Origin of the sequence: Bordetella genomosp. 2 (assembly GCF_002261345.1) — a bacterium.
Classification (GTDB): Bacteria; Pseudomonadota; Gammaproteobacteria; order Burkholderiales; family Burkholderiaceae_B; genus Bordetella_A.
Genome location: NZ_NEVT01000003.1, coordinates 1,191,766 through 1,208,708 on the forward strand (window position 1 = coordinate 1,191,766; position 16,943 = coordinate 1,208,708).

The window sequence follows — 16,943 nt, forward strand, 5'->3', positions numbered from 1 at the left end:
GTACGTACAGGTTGTACGTATCGTTGTACACTGCGGGTTTTCGACCATCCGGATCGTCCGGAACCACCCACGCGGCCTGGCGGCCCTTTATCTTTCAATAAAAGCTCCTGGAGACACCCATGAACTCCGACGTTTCCCGCTTCCCCATGTATTCGGCCATGATGAAAGTGCCGGGCGGCCTGATGCTGTTGCCGCTCATCCTCGGTTCGGTCATCGGCACCTTCGCTCCCGACGCGCTGGCCATCGGCGGGTTCACCACGGCGCTGTTCAAGAACAGCGCGCTGCCGCTGATCGCGCTGCTGATCTTCGCCACCGGCACCCAGGTGAACATGCGCACGGGCGGCCCGATCCTGGCCACCGCGGGCACCATCCTGCTGATGAAGACGCTCGTGCCCGCCACGCTGATCGTGCTGTTGGGCAGCTTCGTCGGCCTGGATGGCGTGCTCGGCGTGTCGATCCTGGCGATGCTGGCGGCCTTCGACAACAGCAACGGCGGCCTGTGGCTGGCCTATACCGGCCAGTACGGCGACGGCCGCGACCGCGGCGCCTACGTGGCCAGCGCCGTGAACGACGGGCCGTTCTTCAGCCTGCTGTTCCTGGGCGCTTCCGGCCTGGCCGACATTCCCGTGACGGCGCTGGTCGCCGCGCTGGTGCCGTTCCTGCTGGGCGTGCTGGTGGGCAACCTGGACGTGCAGTGGCGCAACGTGCTCAAGCCCGTGCCCAACATCGTCATCCCGTTCTTCGCTTTCGCGCTGGGCACCGGCATCAACCTGGGCGCCGTGGTCTCGGGCGGTGTCACCGGGCTGATCCTGGGGCTGCTCATCAGCCCCATCACCGGCGCCCTGGTGTACCTGGGCTACCGCTACATCCTGCGCCGCGGCGGCAAGAGCGGCATCGGTTTCGCCGCCGGCACCACGGCGGGCAATGCCATCGCCACGCCCGCGGTAGTGGCCGCCGCCGATCCGACCTTCCAACAGTACGTCAGCACCGCCACCGCGCAGGTGGCCGCGTGCGTGCTGATCAGCTCGATCCTGGCGCCGGTGCTGGCCTCGTACTTCCTGAAGCGGGCCGGCGAGCTCAAGCCGGCCGACGACGTGGCCGTGCCGCTCGAGGGCGGCGAGCAGCCCGCCGAGGCGAGGGTCTGAGCGTGGCCCCGTTCATCGCCATCGTCGCCGACGACCTGACCGGTTCGGGCGACACCGCCGTGCAGTTCGTGCGCGCCGGCTGGCCGACGCAATTGTCGGTGGGCCGGGCCGGACAGGCCCTGGCCGATCCGGCCTCCCGCCGCGCCGAAGTCATCGCCGTCACGACCCACAGCCGGCCCTTGCCGGCGCCCGAGGCGGCCGCCGTGGTGCGCGACGACGTGGCGGCCCTGCGCGCCGCCGGGGTGCGCCGGCTGTACAAGAAAGTGGACTCGACGCTGCGCGGCGCCTTCAAGGCCGAGATCGACGCGGCGCGCCAGGCCTGGCGCGCCGACGCGATCGCCGTGGTATGCCCGGCCTTTCCCGCCACCGGGCGCACCGTGCGCGGCGGCGTCCTGTACGTGGATGGCCGGCCGGTCACCGAGACGTCGGCGGCCACCGACCCGGTCACTCCGGTCACCGAGAGCCATATCCCGACCCTGCTGGGCGGCGCGCAGCTCGCGGCGATCGACGGCGAAACCGCCGAGGCGCTGGCGGCGCGCATCCAGCAGGCCGGAGCCGTGGTGGTGGTCGATGCCGTCACGCCGGCGGATATCGAGCGCCTGGCCTGCGCCATCGCGCTGATCGGCGAGCGGGCATTGCCGGTGGGCTCCGGCGGCCTGGCCGCGCCGCTGGCGCGCCTGTGGGCCGGCGCCGAGTCGCGCGGCCCGGTGGTCGTGGTGGTGACGTCGCAGCACAGCGCGGCACGCCGCCAGGCCGCCGCGTTGCAGGCGGCCGGCGCGCAAGTCTGGTCGCCCACGCTGGCGCAATTGGCTGACGACGCGGCCTGGCACGCCTGGTGTAGCGCCGTGCGCGGCAGCGCGCCCGGCGCCGATACGGCCGCCACGCTCTTGCTGCTGGCGCCGGAAGGCCGGTTGGCCGGGCTGGACTCGGACACGGTCGCCGCGCGCCTGGGCGGCCTGGCCGGGCAATTGATCGAGGCCGGCGGCTGCGCCGGCGTGGTGGCCACCGGCGGCGATGGCGCCAGCGCGGTGCTGGCCGCCGTGCAGGCCGGCGGCATTGCGCTGGTGGACGAGGTCACCGGGGGCGTGCCGCTCGGCACGCTGACCGGCGGCCCGGCCGCCGGACTGCCCATCGTGACCAAGGCCGGCGGCTTCGGCGCCGACGACGTATTGATCCGGGCCGCGCGTGCGGTCCGCGAACGGAGATTCACATCATGACGCAAGACCCCGCATCCCCCCGTATTCCCACTCTGGCCGTGACGCTGGGCGATGTCGCCGGCATCGGGCCGGAGATCACGGCCAAGATGCTGCTGGGCCATGACGACCTGCGCCAGCGCGCGCGCCTGGTCGTGGTCGGCGATGCCGCCGCGCTGCGCAAGGCCGTGCAGGCCCTCGGCGCCGACGCGGCGCAAGTGCGCGTGGTCGAGGGCCCCGAACAGGTCCGCAACGCGCCTGGCACCATCGAAGTCATCCAGGCCGGGCCCTCGCTCGAGCACGTGCCCCTGGGCGAGCTCAACGCCGATGCCGGCGACGGCTCGGTGCGCTTTGTCACCACGGCCTGCGCGCTGGCCCGCGAGGGCCGCATCGACGGCATCGTGACCGCGCCGCTGAACAAGGCCGCCATGCACATGGCGGGCCACAAATGGCCCGGGCACACCGAACTGCTGGCGCACGAGTTCGGCGTGAAGACCTTCTCGCTGGTGCTGTCGGCGGGCGAGCTGTACATCTTCCATGCCACCACGCACGTGTCGCTGCGCCAGGCCATCGAGGACGTGACGCCGCAGCGCATGCGCGCCGTGTTGCGCCTGGCCGGCTCGTTCGCCCGCGCGCTGGGCCGCGGCGACGAGCCGGTGGCGGTCGCCGGCCTCAATCCGCATGCCGGCGAGAACGGCATTTTCGGCAGCGAGGATGCCGACATCCTGGCTCCCGCGGTAGCCGAGGCCAACGCGGCCGGCATCCGCGCCGCCGGGCCGATCCCCGCCGACGCGCTGTTCCCGCAGGCGGTACGGGGCAAGTGGCAGTTCGTCATCGCCTGCTACCACGACCAGGGCCATGCGCCGTTCAAGTCGGTCTACGGCGACGATGGCGTCAACATCACCGTGGGCTTGCCGGTGGTGCGGGTGTCGGTCGACCACGGCACCGCCTTCGACATTGCCGGACAGGGCGTGGCGCGCGAGGAAAGCCTGGTCCTGGCGGCCGAACGCGCCGCCCACCTGGCCCCCGGCTGGTCGCATGTATGGGAAACTGCGCGCTCCACCACCGGAGGCTGATTTCCATGGCGTCGTCCGCCAGTACCGTCGCATCGCTGGATCGCTCCAGCGCCCATCCCCTGCATGCGCAGGTCGCCCAGGCCCTGCGCCGCGAGATCGGCGGACGACGCCTGGCGCCCGGCACCGCGCTGCCCAGCGAGGCGGCGCTGTGCCGTCAGTTCGGCGTGGCGCGCAGCGTCGTGCGGCAGGCCCTGGCGGCGCTGGTGGCCGAAGGGGCCATCCGGCGCGAGCCGGGCCGCGCGCCGACCGTGGCGCCTCCGCTCGAGCATCATCGGATGGTGCAGCGCTCCACTGGCCTGTTCGAGCAGTTCGCCAGCATCGGCACGGCGCTGCGCACCCGGGTCCTGCGCTGCGAGCCCGCGACGGCGCCGCCCGACGTCGCCGCGTTCTTCGGCACAGCCGATGCCTTGCTGCTGGAGCGCCTGCGCAGCGTCGACGACGAAACGCTGGCCTTCGTGCGCACATGGCTGCCGCGCGCGCGCCTGCCGGGCCTGGCGGCCGAACATCTGCACGATGCCTCGCTACATCGCACGCTGGCGCAGCGTTTCGGCCTGCACCCCGGGCGCGGACGCAACCGCATCCGCGCCGTGGGGGCGGACGCCACCCTGGCGCGCGCGCTCGGCGTGCCATCCGGCAGCCCGCTGCTGATGCTGGAAGGGCAGGGCTTCGATCAGGACGGCCGCCCGCTCGAGTGGTTCACCACCTGGCATCGCGCCGAAAAACTGGTGTTCGACGTGGATGTCAGTCCGGCCGGCGAACAGATACAGCCGGCCTTGCCGGATGCGCCAGCCGGCGCGCCGGCCGGCTTCCAGCCAGACGCCTCGCTGGAGGCCGTCGAGCAGGCGCTGTGCGCGGCGCTCGACCAGGTGCGCCGCCTGCGCGGCAAGGCTTAGCCAGCGCCGGCAACGGAGCCTGCCAGCCCGCGCCGGCGCCTTCGATAGCGGATGCTATGCTTGGGCGCCTCCCTCCGATTGCATTGCCGCCATGACCGCCCGCATCGTCAGCCTGCACATCTATCCAATCAAATCCTGCGCCGGCATCGACCTGGCCGAGTCCCCCATCGACCGCGCCGGGCTGGCCGGCGACCGCCGCTGGATGATTCTCACCGCCCAGGGCCAGTTCATGACCCAGCGCCAGTGGCCGGCCATGGCACTGATCCGTCCCGCCATCACGGCCGATGCCCTGGAGCTGCATGCGCCCGGCGTGCCGGCCTTGCGCGTGCCGCTCGACGGTTCGCAATTGGGCGCCACTGTCCGCGAAGTCACCGTATGGAAGGACAGCGTGCCCGCGCGCGAGGAGAGCGCCGAGGCCGCGGCCTGGCTCAGCCGCGTGCTGGGGCTCGACTGCGTGCTGGTCAAGCTGGACGCGCAAGCCCGCCGACCCGCCAAGCCGGAATGGGTGGACCGCTGGCGCGGCAATCATGCCGAGCTGGCCGGGCATTTCGCGGGCGACCACGTGTTCGGCTTCGCCGACGGGTTCCCGCTGCTGGTGACCAACCAGGCCTCGCTCGACGACCTCAACGCACGCCTGGCGGCGCGCGGCGAGCCGGCCGTGCCCATGAACCGCTTTCGCCCCAACATCGTCATCGAGGGCGACTGGGAGGCGTACGAGGAAGACCACACCGCCATGGTGTCGGCGGGCGAGGTGCGCCTGGCCTTCGTCAAGCCCTGTACGCGCTGCCCCATGCCCAACATCGACCAGCGCACGGGCGAGCGCCATGAAGAGCCGGGCCGCACGCTGGCGGGCTACCGCCAGCTGGAGATCGGCGTGGTGTTCGGCCAGAACGCCATCGTCGACGCGCCGCCCGGCGCGCGCCTGCGCGCCGGCGACGCGGTCGACATCGAACTGGATTTCTGACGCCGGCCGGCCCTCACGGGCCGGCGCGGTCAGGAGGACAGCTTCAGGCCGACCAGGCCCGCGGCGATCAGCAGCACGCTGATCACCCGCATGGCGCTCATGCTTTCGCCGAACAGCACGATGCCGGCCACGAAGGCGCCCAGCGCGCCGATGCCCACCCACACGGCATAAGCCGTGCCGAGCGGCAGGCTTTTCATGGCCAGCGACAACAGCCAGAAGCTGATGATCATGCCGGCCAGGGTGATCAGCGAGGGAACCAGGCGGGTGAAGCCATGGGTGTATTTCAGGCCGACGGCCCACACCACTTCGAACAACCCCGCCAATACAAGAATGATCCAGGTCATGGAATGCCCCATTTCAGGAAAGGCCGGCGCGTTGGCCGGCTTGTATGGGGCCGTCCCCGGGAAGTACAGCCGCCGGCACGGGCCGGCGCATGGCGCCAGGCCGTCCCGGCGCGCCAAAGATTATAGAATAGGAGATTGACTGCCGGGTACGGCCGCTTGTCCGTCGGCCGCCGCACCGGCCACGCGCATTTTTCACAAGGTCGTACTCATGAGTTTCCAGGTCACCGTACAACCCAGCCAGCATCAGTTCCCGGTCGAGACCGGCCAGACGGTGCTCGACGCCGCCCTGGCGGCCGGCATCGTGCTGCCCTACAGCTGCCGCAACGGCGCTTGCTCCACCTGCAAGGGCAAGGTCGTTTCCGGCACGGTCGACGCCGGCGAATACCCGGCGCAGATCCTCTCGCCCGAAGAGCTCGCGCAGGGCTACACGCTGTTCTGCCAGGCGCAGCCGCAGTCCGACCTGGTCATCGAGTCGACCGAGGTCCGGCTGGCCAGCGACATCCAGATCCGCAAGCTGCCGGCGCGCGTGCAGGCGCTCGACCTGGCGGCGCCCGACGTCACCGTGCTGCGCCTGCAACTGCCGGCGGCCGAGCCGTTCCGCTACTATGCGGGCCAGTACATCGAAGTCATCCTCAAGGACGGCAAGCGCCGCAGCTATTCCATGGCCGGCGCGCCGCATACCGGCAGCCCGCTCGAGCTGCACATCCGCCACATGCCGGGCGGGGTATTCACCGACCACGTCTTCGGGGCCGGCGACACGCAGATGAAAGTGCGCGAAATCCTGCGCCTGGAAGGGCCGTTCGGTTCGTTCTTCCTGCGCGAAGACAGCGACAAGCCCATCGTGCTGCTGGCCAGCGGCACCGGGTTCGCGCCCGTCAAGGCCATCGTCGAGCACATGGCCCATCACGGCATCCGCCGGCCGGTCGCCCTGTACTGGGGCGGGCGGCGGCCGCGCGATCTCTACATGCACGAACTGGCGCAGTCCTGGGCGCAGTCGCTGCCCGACTTCCGCTATGTGCCGGTCGTCTCGGATGGCCTGCCCGAAGACGGCTGGACCGGCCGCACCGGCTTCGTGCACGAGGCGGTGCTGCAGGACCTCCCCGACCTGTCGGGCCACCAGGTGTACGCCTGCGGCGCTCCTCCCATGGTCGATGCCGCGCGCCGCGAATTCTCCGCCCAGTGCGGCCTGCCGCCGGAAGAGTTCTACGCGGACGCGTTCACCTCCGAGGCCGACCTGGCCCGGGCGGGCGCCTGAGGCCGCGCGAGTCGGCCCAGCCGGCGGGAAACCTTCGGGTGCAAATGGAAACCCCCCCTTTGTTTATGTCATAGGCGAGGGCCGGGCGGCGCAGTAAACTGCCGCACCGACATCTCGATCGGATCGAGCCGCGACAGCAGGGGGGCCGCCCGCTGCAGCCGGCGGCGCAAGGAGCAAGGCGCGCATGAAAGTAGCGGTATTGGGTAGCGGCATCATCGGCATTTCCAGCGCCTGGTGGCTACGCCAGGCCGGCCACGATGTCGTGGTGGTCGACCGCCGCCCCGGCCCGGCCCAGGAAACCAGCCTGGCCAACGGCGGCCAGATTTCCGTCTCGTACGCCGAGCCGTGGGCCAATCCCCAGGCGCCGCTCAAGCTGCTCAAATGGATGTTCCAGGACGACGCCCCGCTGTTGTTCCGTCCCCAGCTGGACTGGCGGCAATGGGCATGGGGGCTGGCGTTCCTGCGCGAATGCCTGCCCGGCCGCCTGGCGCCCAACATCCGCGCCATGGTGCGCCTGGCCGAATACAGCCGCGCCACGCTGCAGGCCCTGCGCGCCGAGCTGGGCATCCCCTACGACCACCTCGAGCGTGGCATCCTGAATTTCTATCGTGATCCGCACGAATTCGAAACCTCGCAGAAGGCCGCCGGCCTGATGCGCGATTTCGGCGTCGAGCGCCGCGTGATCGGCACCGACGAGGTCATCGCCATCGAGCCCGCCCTGGCGCCGCATCGCGCCACCATCGTCGGCGGCGACTACACGCCCGAAGACGAAAGCGGCGACGTCCACCTGTTCGCCGCCGGGCTGGCCAGCCGCTGCGAGGCGGCCGGCGTCGAATTCCGCTACGAAACCACCGCCACCCGCCTGGTCAGCCAGGGCGGGCAGGTGCAGGCCCTGGAAGTCATCCAGCCCGACGGGCGCTTCGGCCGCATCTCGGCCGACGCCTACGTGGTCGCGCTGGGCAGCTTCAGCCCCCGCCTGGTGCGGCCGCTGGGCGTGCCCTGCAACGTCTATCCGGCCAAGGGCTATTCGGCCACCTTCGCGGTGCGCGATCCGGCGCGCGCGCCTTCGGTGAGCCTCACCGACAGCAGCCACAAGGTGGTGTTCTCGCGGCTCGGCGACCGCCTGCGCATGGCGGGCACCGCCGAACTCTCCGGCTACTCGCGCGCGCTGAACGCCGGCCGCTGCGAATCCCTGACGCGCCTGGCGCGCGAACTGTTTCCCGACGCGCTCGATTTCGAGAGCGTCAGCTATTGGTCGGGGTTGCGCCCGTCCACCCCTTCGAACGTGCCCCTCATCGGTCGTACCCGCATTTCCAACCTGTACCTGAATACAGGCCACGGTACGCTGGGCTGGACCATGGGAGCAGGTTCGGGCCGGGCCCTGGCCGATCTGCTCAGCGGACGCAAGCCGGAGCCCGATTTTCCTTTTCTTGGTCTGTGAACCTATGAAGACACTGCAATTGGCGGGATTGACCCGCGCACTGAGCGCCAGCCGGCGCACGTGGATTTTCGGGGCGGCCATGGCGGTCGCCGGGGCCGCGCATGGCGCGCCTGTCGAAATCCAGGTCTGGCACACGTTGAGCGGCCCCAACAAGGCCGAATTCGAAAAGCTCACCAAGAAATACAACAAGGAACAGAAAGACGTCGTCGTCGAACTGCGCGACTTCGACAGCACGCAGAAGCTGCGTGACGAGGCCGCCGTGGCCATCAAGCAGAAAAAGGGCCCCAACCTGGTCCAGCTGCCCGACAACCGCTCCCCTGAAGTGGTGTCCCAGCACCAGGCCATCCTGCCGCTCTACCAGTTGCTGGCCAAGTACCCCATCAAGGACCTGAACTGGTTCCTGCCGGCCACCTCCAGCTTCACCCGCGACGCCAAGGGCCGCCTGCTGGCGTTCCCCTGGATGGCCGAAGTGCCCCTCATGTACTACAACCTGGCCTACTACAAGAAGGCCGGGCTCGACCCCGCCAAACCGGCCCGCACCTGGGCCGACCTGCAAGGCGAGCTGCTCAAGCTGCGCGACGTGGCCAACATCGAATGCCCGTACGCCTCGAGCGACCAGGTCCAGGTCCACCTCGAGAACCTCGCGCCGGTCAACAAGCAGCTGTACACCAGCAACGACAACGGCCTGTCGGCCAGCAAGTCGACGCCGGCGTTCCAGTTCAATACGCTGTACATGCGCCACATTTCCCTGATGGTCAGCTGGAAGCGCTCGCTGCTCTTCACGGCGCACTCCGACGACAACCAGAGCGATGCGTTGTTCGCCAAGGGACAATGCGCCGTCTTGACCTCGGGCTCGGGATCGGCCGGCACGTTCATGAACACGCGTTCCCTGTCGTTCGGCGTGGCGCCGCTGCCGTACTACACCCAGGCTACCCAGGAGGCGGGCAGCCCGTTCGTCAGCGGTTCCGCGCTGTGGGCGATCGACGGCCATCCGCAAGCGCAGGAAAAAGCCACCGCGCAGTTCCTCTCCTGGCTGGCCAAGCCGGTCAATGCCGCGGAATGGCACCAGCGCACCGGCTACCTGCCGCTCACCGATGCCGCGTTCCGCGCTGCCGATGTGTCGTTCTACGACAAGATCCCCGGCGCGCACGCCATCATCCAGTCGATGCAGGGCAAGGCGCCGAACACCAGCCGCGGCTTCCGCATGGCCAATTACGAACGTGTCGAAGCGGTGCTCAACGACGAGCTGAACCAGGCGTTCGAGGGCAAGACGCCTCCCGTCGCGGCGCTCAACCGCGCCGCCGAGCAGGCGCGGCGTCTCGCGCAGCAGCGCTAGCGCAAGGGCCATGGCGGCGCGCCGCCATGGCAGCATTCCCGAGCCGGCCGTTGGCCGGCTTTTTTTTGCCGCGTTATCCGCGCGGGCCGGCGGACGCGTCGCCGCGCGGCTTGGCGCTGCTGTCCCGCGCAAGTGCGCGACCCGCGGAATGAACGAAAAGCTCCGTTCGTATAAGTCGGTCTAGGCGGGTTGCCCGCGGCGGTTCACCATGCTGGCCATGCGCTCCGTTCCGGGGCGCTCCTCGATTCGGGACGAGCATGGTTCGATTCTTCCTCCTGGCGCTGGCGCCACTCTGGCTATCCGGTTGCGCGCAGTGGTCCGGCGCCGCAGCCGGCTGGCAGGACGACGGCTTGCCGGCCGGCCAGTACGACTTCAACTGGCGCCTGTCGGGCGACCCTGCCGTCGCGCCGCTGCAGGTGTTCAGCGGGGCCGGGCGCACCTGGCTGCAGTTCGCGCCCGGCCGCACGCCGCCCGCGTTGTTCGCACAGACGCCGGCAGGGTTGCAGCCCCTGCGCTACAAGCGGCACGATCCCTATGTCGTGGTCGACGGCCTGTGGCCCGCGCTGGTGTTGCGCGGCGGGCATCGCATCGCGCGGGCCGATCGCCACGACGCCGGTCCTGCCGGCGCACTGGGCGCCGAAGCCGCCGCGCCGGCCATGGCGCCCGAGCTCGCGGCGGCGCAGCTGCTACCCGCCGCGCCGGCGTCGGTGCCGCCGGCAGGGCCGGCCGCCGGTCCGGCGGCATCGGGCGGGCCGTCCCGTTATCGCGCCGGCCCGCCCGATGCCAGCCTGCGCGCCGTGCTGGCGCGCTGGGCCACGGACGCCGGCTGGACCTTCGAACCCCAGCATTGGGCCGTCGATGCCGATATCCCGTTGGCCGGCAGCGCCGACTTCACGGGTGATTTCAAGCAGGCGGTGCGCGAGCTGCTGGGCGCCACCGAAATGTCCGACCGTCCCGTGCAGCCGTGCTTCTACCTCAACAAGGTGCTGCGCGTGGTGCCGCTGGCGCAGGCCTGCGACCGCTCGGTCGCCGCCGGAGCCCGCACATGACGGCCCGCATGGTCGCCGCAGGGGCGGTGCTGCTGTACCTGGGCGGGTGCACGGCGCAGCATTCCTTGCACAGCCTGCGCGAAGCCATCGCCGGCGTGCGCGATCAAGTGGCCGCGGATCAGCGCCGGTTCGCCGTCGCCGTGTCCGACCGGGCGGCGCGAATCGCCGCACAGGACGTCGCCAAACCCTGGCTGGCGGGCCGCGCGCAGCCCTTGGCCCGCGACGTGGTGCTGCCGCCCGCCCTGCGCGGCGATATCGACACCACCTTGCTGTTCGCCGGCCGGCTCGATCTCTCCTCGCTGGCCGAGCGCCTGGCTCGCGCGACCGGCATCGCGGTCCGGGTGGCGCCCGATGCCTTGCTGCCACAGGCGCTGTTCCTGCCCCGGCTGGCGCAGGCCGCGCCGTCCGACCTGGCCGCGCCCAGCCGTGTGCCGGTCATGGCCGGGCCGCGTCCGTTGCCCGATGCGCTCGATGCACTAGCCGCCAGTTTCGGCGTGTACTGGCGCTACCATCGCCACGCCATCGAGTTCTATCGCATGCAGACGCGCGTCTTCGACGTGCGCGCGCTGACCCTGTCCAGTCGCGCCGACGCGCGGCTCGGGCGCTCCGCCACCAACGAAGAGGGCGGCTTCGACAACACATCGAACACGGCCCTTTCTTCCGGCGAGCACCATGCCTTGCGGGCCGTGCGCGACCGCATCATGCCGTTCCTGACGCAAGCCGGCTCCGTGGCCGATATCGACAGCGGCGGCACCTCCCTGGTGGTCACCGACACGCCCGAGGTGCTCGACCAGGTCGCCCGGTTCATCGAACGCGAAAACCAGGCATTGACGCGCCGCGTGCGCCTGCTGTTCGAAGAGATCACCGTCTCGACGAAGGCGGCGGACGAAGGCGGCATCGACTGGGCGGCCGTCTACGACAGCGCACGCCTGGCCGTCACGGCCGCCATCCCGGCCATCGCGGGCAACAGCGCCGGCTCGCTGGGCGTCACTGTCGGGCAGGGGCCGCTGCAGGGGTCGCGCGCCATCGTCTCGGCGCTCAGCCAGACCGGCGCCGTGCTGCGGCACAGCAGCGTGCCGGTCCTGACGCTGAACCGTCGTCCCGTCACGCATGCCGTGCGCACCACGTTCTCGTACATCGACCAGGTGCAGAGCACCGCGGTGCCCGGGGTGGACGCCTCGCTCGGCAGCGCCGCGCTGCCTTCGGTTTCCATCAGCCAGAAGCAGGAAACCGTGGGCACCTTTCTCACGCTGGTGCCCGACGCCCAGCCCGATGGCCGCATCCTGCTGTCGATCGCGTACGACAACACGGTGGCCCAGCCCATCAAGAGCATCACCTTCGGCGAGGACGGCAACCAGGTCCAGGTGCAGCAGATCACCATCGACGGCAACGGCACGGTACAGCAGGTGGCGCTCAGCCCCGGCCAGCCCGTGATCCTGTCGGGGTTCGATCGTCGCCAGGACGAATACGACCGGCGCCGCCTGTCCGCCGATGCGCCGCTGCTGGCAGGCGGCCAGGACCGCGCATCCACCGATCGCATGACCACGATCGTGCTGGTCACCGCGCAAGTTGAAGAGGGCATCTGAATGCCGCGCTCCGCTGCCGCCAGCCCTGTGTTGCTGGTCGAGGGTCCCGGCCCGGGGCAGGTATTCGCCTTCGGCGTGTCGTGGTTTGCGCTGGTCGGCAGCCATCCGCAGGCCATGGCGCGCGCCCGGGCGCGGCGCCAGCGGGCTACGCATTACGTGGTCGGCGGCCAGGGGGCCGTGGCCGGCGGCTGCGCCAGTCTCGCCGCCGGCTTGCGCCGCCGCCCCGTTCATGCCGCGGCGCAGGCCTTCGCCGGCCTGCATCCCGATGGCACGGCCGCCTGTATCGCGCAACTGCCTGACGGACGCTGGTGGCTGGTCGCCACCCAGGACGGCGCGGTGCTGGCGCGCGCCGACCGCCTGTATGGCGATGCCGGCCAGGCCGCCGAGGCCCTGCAAGCGCTGAGCGCCCAGCACCCGTCCATGCGGCAATGCGACGGGGCGGCGGCATTGGCCGCCTTGCTGTCGGGGGCGGACAACGCTTCCTTGATGACGCCGGTACGCTCGCGCTGGGCCCTGCTGCCATTGCCGGTGCGAGCCTTCGCCATCGTATTGGCCGCCGCGCTGGTCGCGCCGCCGGCCTGGCAAGCCTGGCGCCAGCCATCGCGACAGCCCGTGGCCGAGCCGGATATGTCGGCAGAAGCCGCCTGGGCGCAGGCGGTCGAGCAGTTCCGGCGCGGTCGTCCGGTGCACTCGGTGGGCGAACTGTCACGCGTGCTGGCCTCGCTGCATCGCCTGCCGCTCGACGTGCGCGGCTGGCTGCTGCGCGAGGCGCACTGCCGGCCCGGCCAGGCCTGGACCTGCCGGGCAACGTACGCCCGGCAAGGCAGCGGGGCCGCCAACGACGATTTCGCGGCCGCCGTCCCCGCCGGCTGGGGCGTGCATTTCCGTCCGCTCGACACGGCTGAAGTCTCATGGACGGTCGCGGGCGATGGCGCCTCGCTGGCGACCGTCATGCCGCCGGGCGCGGTACGCGTGGAACGCGATCTGGCCAGCGTCCTGCAACGGGCGCGGCCGGCGTTCAACCGCATCACGCTGGGGCCGGCGGTGGCAGTCGAGATCCCGCCGCCGCGCGATGCAAGCGGGCGCATCCTGTCCGCACCGCCCATGCCGCCGGCGATGCGCCAACGCCTGCTGGCGCTCGAAGGGCCATTGCGTTCCCTCGCATTGCTGGCCGACCAGCCGCTGGTCGTCGCGTGGTCGTCCCTGTCCCTGCGTCTCGCCGCCGGCCGCTCGCCGGGCTTGGCCGTCAGCGCACTGACGGCTGAACTCCAAGGAGTCCTCTATGAGCAAGATTGAGTCCCTTTCTCCCGCGTGCCGGCATGCGCGGCTCCGGCTGCGCCTGGCGGTCGTCGCGCTTGCGTGGGGGGCGTTGCCGGGCGCCGCTTGGCCGGCCGATCCCACTGGCGCGCCCGTCATCGAGCAAGCCGGTTGGGCCGAGGGCGACACCGTGCGCGATCTGCTGCGCGCCGATGCACAGGCGGCCCAGGCCGCGCGCCACCCGCAACAAGCCGCCGACTGGCTCGGGCCGCCGCAAGCTGGCAGCCTGCGGCCATCCCTGCAGGCCGGGCAGGCGGATCAGGTCGACGTGCTGGCCATCTATGGCGTGGGCAAGTCGCTGCATGCGGAGGTGTCCGTCAACGGCCGCGTCGCGCGCTACCGGGCCGGCCGCGCCTGGCCCCTGGAAAGCCAGTTGTCCGCGGAGGGCGAACGCTATGCGCTGTTGTCCATCGATACACCCTGCGTGCGCCTGCGCAAGGCAGGGGCGCCCCTCACCGCATGTCTGCTGAACCAGGATGCCATCCATGACTGATGCGCACGCTCCCGCAGCCGGCAACCGCGCTGCTGCCGCCGAGGCGCCGTGGCTGCACACCGCCGACGACCTGGCGCGCATCGATCCAGCCTTCGTGCGCACCCTGGGCGACGAGTTCGACCTGGCATCGCTGGCCGGGCGCCTGTGTCCGGTATTGCTCGAAAATGGCGCCGCCGCCGTGTTCGCCTTGCACGACTACCTGCACGGCGACCAGATCGTCGAACTCGAGCGCATGATGCGCCTGCGCGGCTATCGTGCCGCCGCGGTGCCGCGCTACATATTGCCGGCCGCCTTGCTGCTGGGCGTGGCGCGCAGCCAGGTAACCGCCGCCACATTGCGCGATCGTCGCGGCGCGGCTCCCGCCTCGCGGCGGTCCGCGCTCGCGTCGGTCTTCCTGGACTTGGTCCGCTGGGGCGTCGAGCATCGGGCCAGCGACGTACACATCAATGTCGGCCAGCCGCAGGGCAGGTCCGAGGTACGCTACACCATCGATGGCGCCTACGTCGCGCCCGGCTGCTTCGGCAACCTGTCGGGCGCCACGCTGCTCGAAGTCCTGTCGGTCGCCTGGATGGATGTGCGCGGCGGCAACGGCGCGGTGTTCGATCCCTTGGCGGAACAGCAGGGACGCATCGCGCTCGAACTCGACGGCCGGCCGGTGACGGTGCGCTGGGCCTCGCTGGCCACTGACGCGGGGCCGTCGGTGTGCCTGCGTCTGTTGCGCCTGGATGCCGCGGAGGGCGGCGCCACGCTGGCCCAGCTGGGATACCTGCCGTCGCATATCGCCGCCCTGGAGCGCGCCCGGGACCGCGCCGGCGGGGCCATCGTGATGGCGGGCATGGTGGGCTCGGGAAAATCCACGTCCATGGCCACGCTGATGCGCGGCATCGCGCCCACGCGCAAGGTCATCACGCTCGAGGATCCGGTCGAGTATCGCATCGCCAACGCGCTGCAGAATACGGTGGGGCGCACGCTCGATGCCTGTGTGTCATCCATGTTCGACGCCAAGCTCAAGACCATCAAGCGCTCGGCCATGGACGACCTGCTGATCGGCGAGGTGCGCGACCGCGATACCGGCAGGGCCTTCATGGACCTCGCCGGGTCGGGCTCCAATGTGTACACCACCACGCACACGGGCTCGGCCTCCATGATCCCCGAGCGCCTGGCCTCTGATTTCATCGGCGTGTCGCGCGACTTCCTGGCCACGCCCGGCGTGCTCAAGCTGCTGGTCTACCAGGCCTTGTTGCCGCGCCTGTGTCCGCAGTGCGCCTTGCCGTTCGAGCGCCTGCCGGCGCAAGGGGCCCAGCCCGTATCCTGGCACCGCTGGGCACAGGCCTTCGCCGCCGCCCATCGGGTCGATCCCGCCAGCCTGCGCGCCCGCAATCCCGCCGGCTGCCCGGCGTGCCGGCGCCCGCAGCTGCCCCAGCTGCATGGCCTGGCGGGGCGTACCGTCGTCGCGGAAATGCTCGAACCCGACGACCGTTTCCTGCATCTGGTCCGGCGCCGCGACAATCTCGGCTTGCGGCGCCATGTCGCGGCGCTGTCCCGCAGCGCCGCGGACGACGCCGACATGACCGGCAAGCGCGCGGTCGACTGCGCCCTGTACAAGGCGGCATGCGGGCAGGTCGATCCGCGCGTGATCGCCACCCGCTTCGACATGCCCGCGGCCTTGCAGTCGGCCGCCCCGCTGCGGCTTGTCGCGGGAGGCCAGCATGCCTGAGGGCCTCGCCATGCTGCCGGCTGTCTTGCGGCAAGGCGCCGACCGGCTGGCGCTGGCGCGCGACGCCTTGCTTTTCCGGCGCCAGCGGGCCGCCTACTACGACTACCTGGCCGACCTGCTCGACAGCCTGCAGGGCCACAAGACGCTGCGCGGCATGTTCGACGACGACGCGCGGCGCTATGGCCAGCGTACCGTGCGCGGCAGGCTGGCGCGGCACTGGAGCCGGGCCTACCAGGAGTCGGGCGGCGACCTGGCCGCCGCCTGGCGCGGCGCCATGCCGGAGGACGAGCTGCAGTTGATCGCCACGGCGCAGCGGGCGGGCGGCGAGGCGCTCGCCGCGGCCCTGCGCGATCTCGCCCGGGCGGTGCGGCTGGTCGGCCAGGCGCGCGGCACGCTCGTGGCGGCCTGCGCGGCCGGGGTGTTGGCGCTGGCGGTCGCCCTCGGGCTGCTGTGCGCGGTGCCGTACTTCACCGTGCCGCGCCTGCAGCATGTCTTCCAGGGCCTGCCGTCCGACTACCACGGCACGCTCACGCGAGGCCTGTATGCGCTCGCCGAGGCAGTGCGCCGCTGGCTGGCGTTCTGGGTGGTCCTGCTGGCGGGCGGCGCCGGCCTGTTCGCCTGGGCGCTGCCCGGGTGGTGCGGCCCGTGGCGGTCCCGGCTCGACCGCCGTTTCCCGTGGCGGCTCTACCGCGATTTCCACGCCATCCGCTTCCTCGCGATGCTGGCCGTGCTGGTGCGGCAGCGCGGCAACGTGGACACCCGCTTGCGGCAGGCCCTGGCGGCGCAAGCGTGGCATGCCCGCGCCTGGCTGGCCTGGCACATCGACGAGATGCTGGCGCGCGTCGATCGCGGCCTGGTCGGCGCCGAGACCTTCGATACCGGGCTGTTCGACCGCGAGACGGCCTGGTTCATGGCCGACATGATCGCCGCCCGCGGCGTCGAGGCCGGCATCGCGCAGGCGCGCTTGCACGTCGAGTCCCGCACGCTGGCCGGCGTACGCCGCCGGGCGCTGGCATTGCGGTGGGCGCTGCTGCTGGGGTCGGTGGGCACGGTGCTGGCCCTGGCGCTGTGGCATTACGCGGTGATCGACGAACTGCGCCGCGCCCTCATGAATTTCTACGCCAGTCGCTGAGC

15 protein-coding genes are annotated in these 16,943 nt (G+C 71.1%); 14 read left to right on the plus strand and 1 reads right to left on the minus strand.

The annotated features are described in order from the left end of the window. The first annotated feature begins 119 nt into the window (after window positions 1–119). From CAL24_RS07685 to CAL24_RS07705, 5 genes are all read left to right on the plus strand, one after another. Window positions 120–1,145: a 2-keto-3-deoxygluconate permease gene (locus tag CAL24_RS07685; protein WP_094806287.1), complete on the plus strand. Its 1,026-nt coding sequence runs from the start codon at window positions 120–122 to the stop codon at window positions 1,143–1,145. A 2-nt stretch (window positions 1,146–1,147) separates the two neighbouring features. Then, a complete protein-coding gene (gene dtnK, locus CAL24_RS07690) occupies window positions 1,148–2,362 on the plus strand; it encodes a D-threonate kinase (protein WP_094806289.1) in 1,215 nt (404 codons plus the stop codon). Further along, window positions 2,359–3,414: a 4-hydroxythreonine-4-phosphate dehydrogenase PdxA gene (pdxA, locus tag CAL24_RS07695; RefSeq protein ID WP_094806291.1), complete on the plus strand. Its 1,056-nt coding sequence runs from the start codon at window positions 2,359–2,361 to the stop codon at window positions 3,412–3,414. The genes dtnK and pdxA overlap by 4 nt, the downstream gene beginning before the upstream one ends. 5 nt (window positions 3,415–3,419) lie before the next feature. After that, window positions 3,420–4,307 carry a GntR family transcriptional regulator gene (locus tag CAL24_RS07700; RefSeq protein WP_094806292.1) on the plus strand — a complete coding sequence of 296 codons (888 nt, stop codon included), beginning with the start codon at window positions 3,420–3,422 and terminating at the stop codon, window positions 4,305–4,307. A 91-nt stretch (window positions 4,308–4,398) separates the two neighbouring features. Next, window positions 4,399–5,271, plus strand: coding sequence for an MOSC domain-containing protein (locus tag CAL24_RS07705; protein ID WP_094806293.1), 873 nt, complete (start codon window positions 4,399–4,401; stop codon window positions 5,269–5,271). A gap of 29 nt (window positions 5,272–5,300) precedes the next feature. Here the strand turns inward: CAL24_RS07705 and sugE are convergent, their stop codons facing one another. Next, a complete protein-coding gene (gene sugE, locus CAL24_RS07710) occupies window positions 5,301–5,615 on the minus strand; it encodes a quaternary ammonium compound efflux SMR transporter SugE (RefSeq protein ID WP_094806294.1) in 315 nt (104 codons plus the stop codon). 208 nt (window positions 5,616–5,823) lie between these two features. Here sugE and CAL24_RS07715 point away from each other — a divergent pair, with 208 nt between their 5' ends. The 9 genes from CAL24_RS07715 to CAL24_RS07755 all read left to right on the plus strand — a co-directional run bounded on the left by CAL24_RS07715 (window position 5,824) and on the right by CAL24_RS07755 (window position 16,941). Further along, window positions 5,824–6,870, plus strand: coding sequence for a CDP-6-deoxy-delta-3,4-glucoseen reductase (locus CAL24_RS07715; RefSeq protein WP_094806295.1), 1,047 nt, complete (start codon window positions 5,824–5,826; stop codon window positions 6,868–6,870). A 184-nt stretch (window positions 6,871–7,054) separates the two neighbouring features. Continuing rightward, the gene (locus CAL24_RS07720; RefSeq protein WP_094806296.1) at window positions 7,055–8,311 is read left to right on the plus strand and encodes a D-amino acid dehydrogenase; all 1,257 of its coding nucleotides are present in this window, start codon (window positions 7,055–7,057) and stop codon (window positions 8,309–8,311) included. 4 nt (window positions 8,312–8,315) lie between these two features. Further along, a complete protein-coding gene (locus CAL24_RS07725) occupies window positions 8,316–9,647 on the plus strand; it encodes an extracellular solute-binding protein (protein WP_094806297.1) in 1,332 nt (443 codons plus the stop codon). 257 nt (window positions 9,648–9,904) lie between these two features. Next, window positions 9,905–10,696, plus strand: coding sequence for a TcpQ domain-containing protein (locus tag CAL24_RS07730; RefSeq protein WP_094806298.1), 792 nt, complete (start codon window positions 9,905–9,907; stop codon window positions 10,694–10,696). Continuing rightward, window positions 10,693–12,282: a hypothetical protein gene (locus CAL24_RS07735; protein WP_094806299.1), complete on the plus strand. Its 1,590-nt coding sequence runs from the start codon at window positions 10,693–10,695 to the stop codon at window positions 12,280–12,282. The genes CAL24_RS07730 and CAL24_RS07735 overlap by 4 nt, the downstream gene beginning before the upstream one ends. Further along, window positions 12,283–13,578, plus strand: coding sequence for a type 4b pilus protein PilO2 (locus CAL24_RS07740; protein ID WP_094806300.1), 1,296 nt, complete (start codon window positions 12,283–12,285; stop codon window positions 13,576–13,578). Then, complete coding sequence (locus tag CAL24_RS07745) at window positions 13,565–14,092, plus strand: hypothetical protein (RefSeq protein WP_249278487.1); 528 nt, start codon at window positions 13,565–13,567, stop codon at window positions 14,090–14,092. The genes CAL24_RS07740 and CAL24_RS07745 overlap by 14 nt, the downstream gene beginning before the upstream one ends. Next, window positions 14,085–15,809 (plus strand): GspE/PulE family protein, encoded by a 1,725-nt coding sequence (locus CAL24_RS07750; RefSeq protein WP_094806301.1) that lies wholly within the window; start codon window positions 14,085–14,087, stop codon window positions 15,807–15,809. Before CAL24_RS07745 ends, CAL24_RS07750 begins: the two co-directional genes overlap by 8 nt. After that, window positions 15,802–16,941 carry a general secretion pathway protein gene (locus CAL24_RS07755; protein WP_249278488.1) on the plus strand — a complete coding sequence of 380 codons (1,140 nt, stop codon included), beginning with the start codon at window positions 15,802–15,804 and terminating at the stop codon, window positions 16,939–16,941. The genes CAL24_RS07750 and CAL24_RS07755 overlap by 8 nt, the downstream gene beginning before the upstream one ends. Window positions 16,942–16,943: the final 2 nt, after the last annotated feature.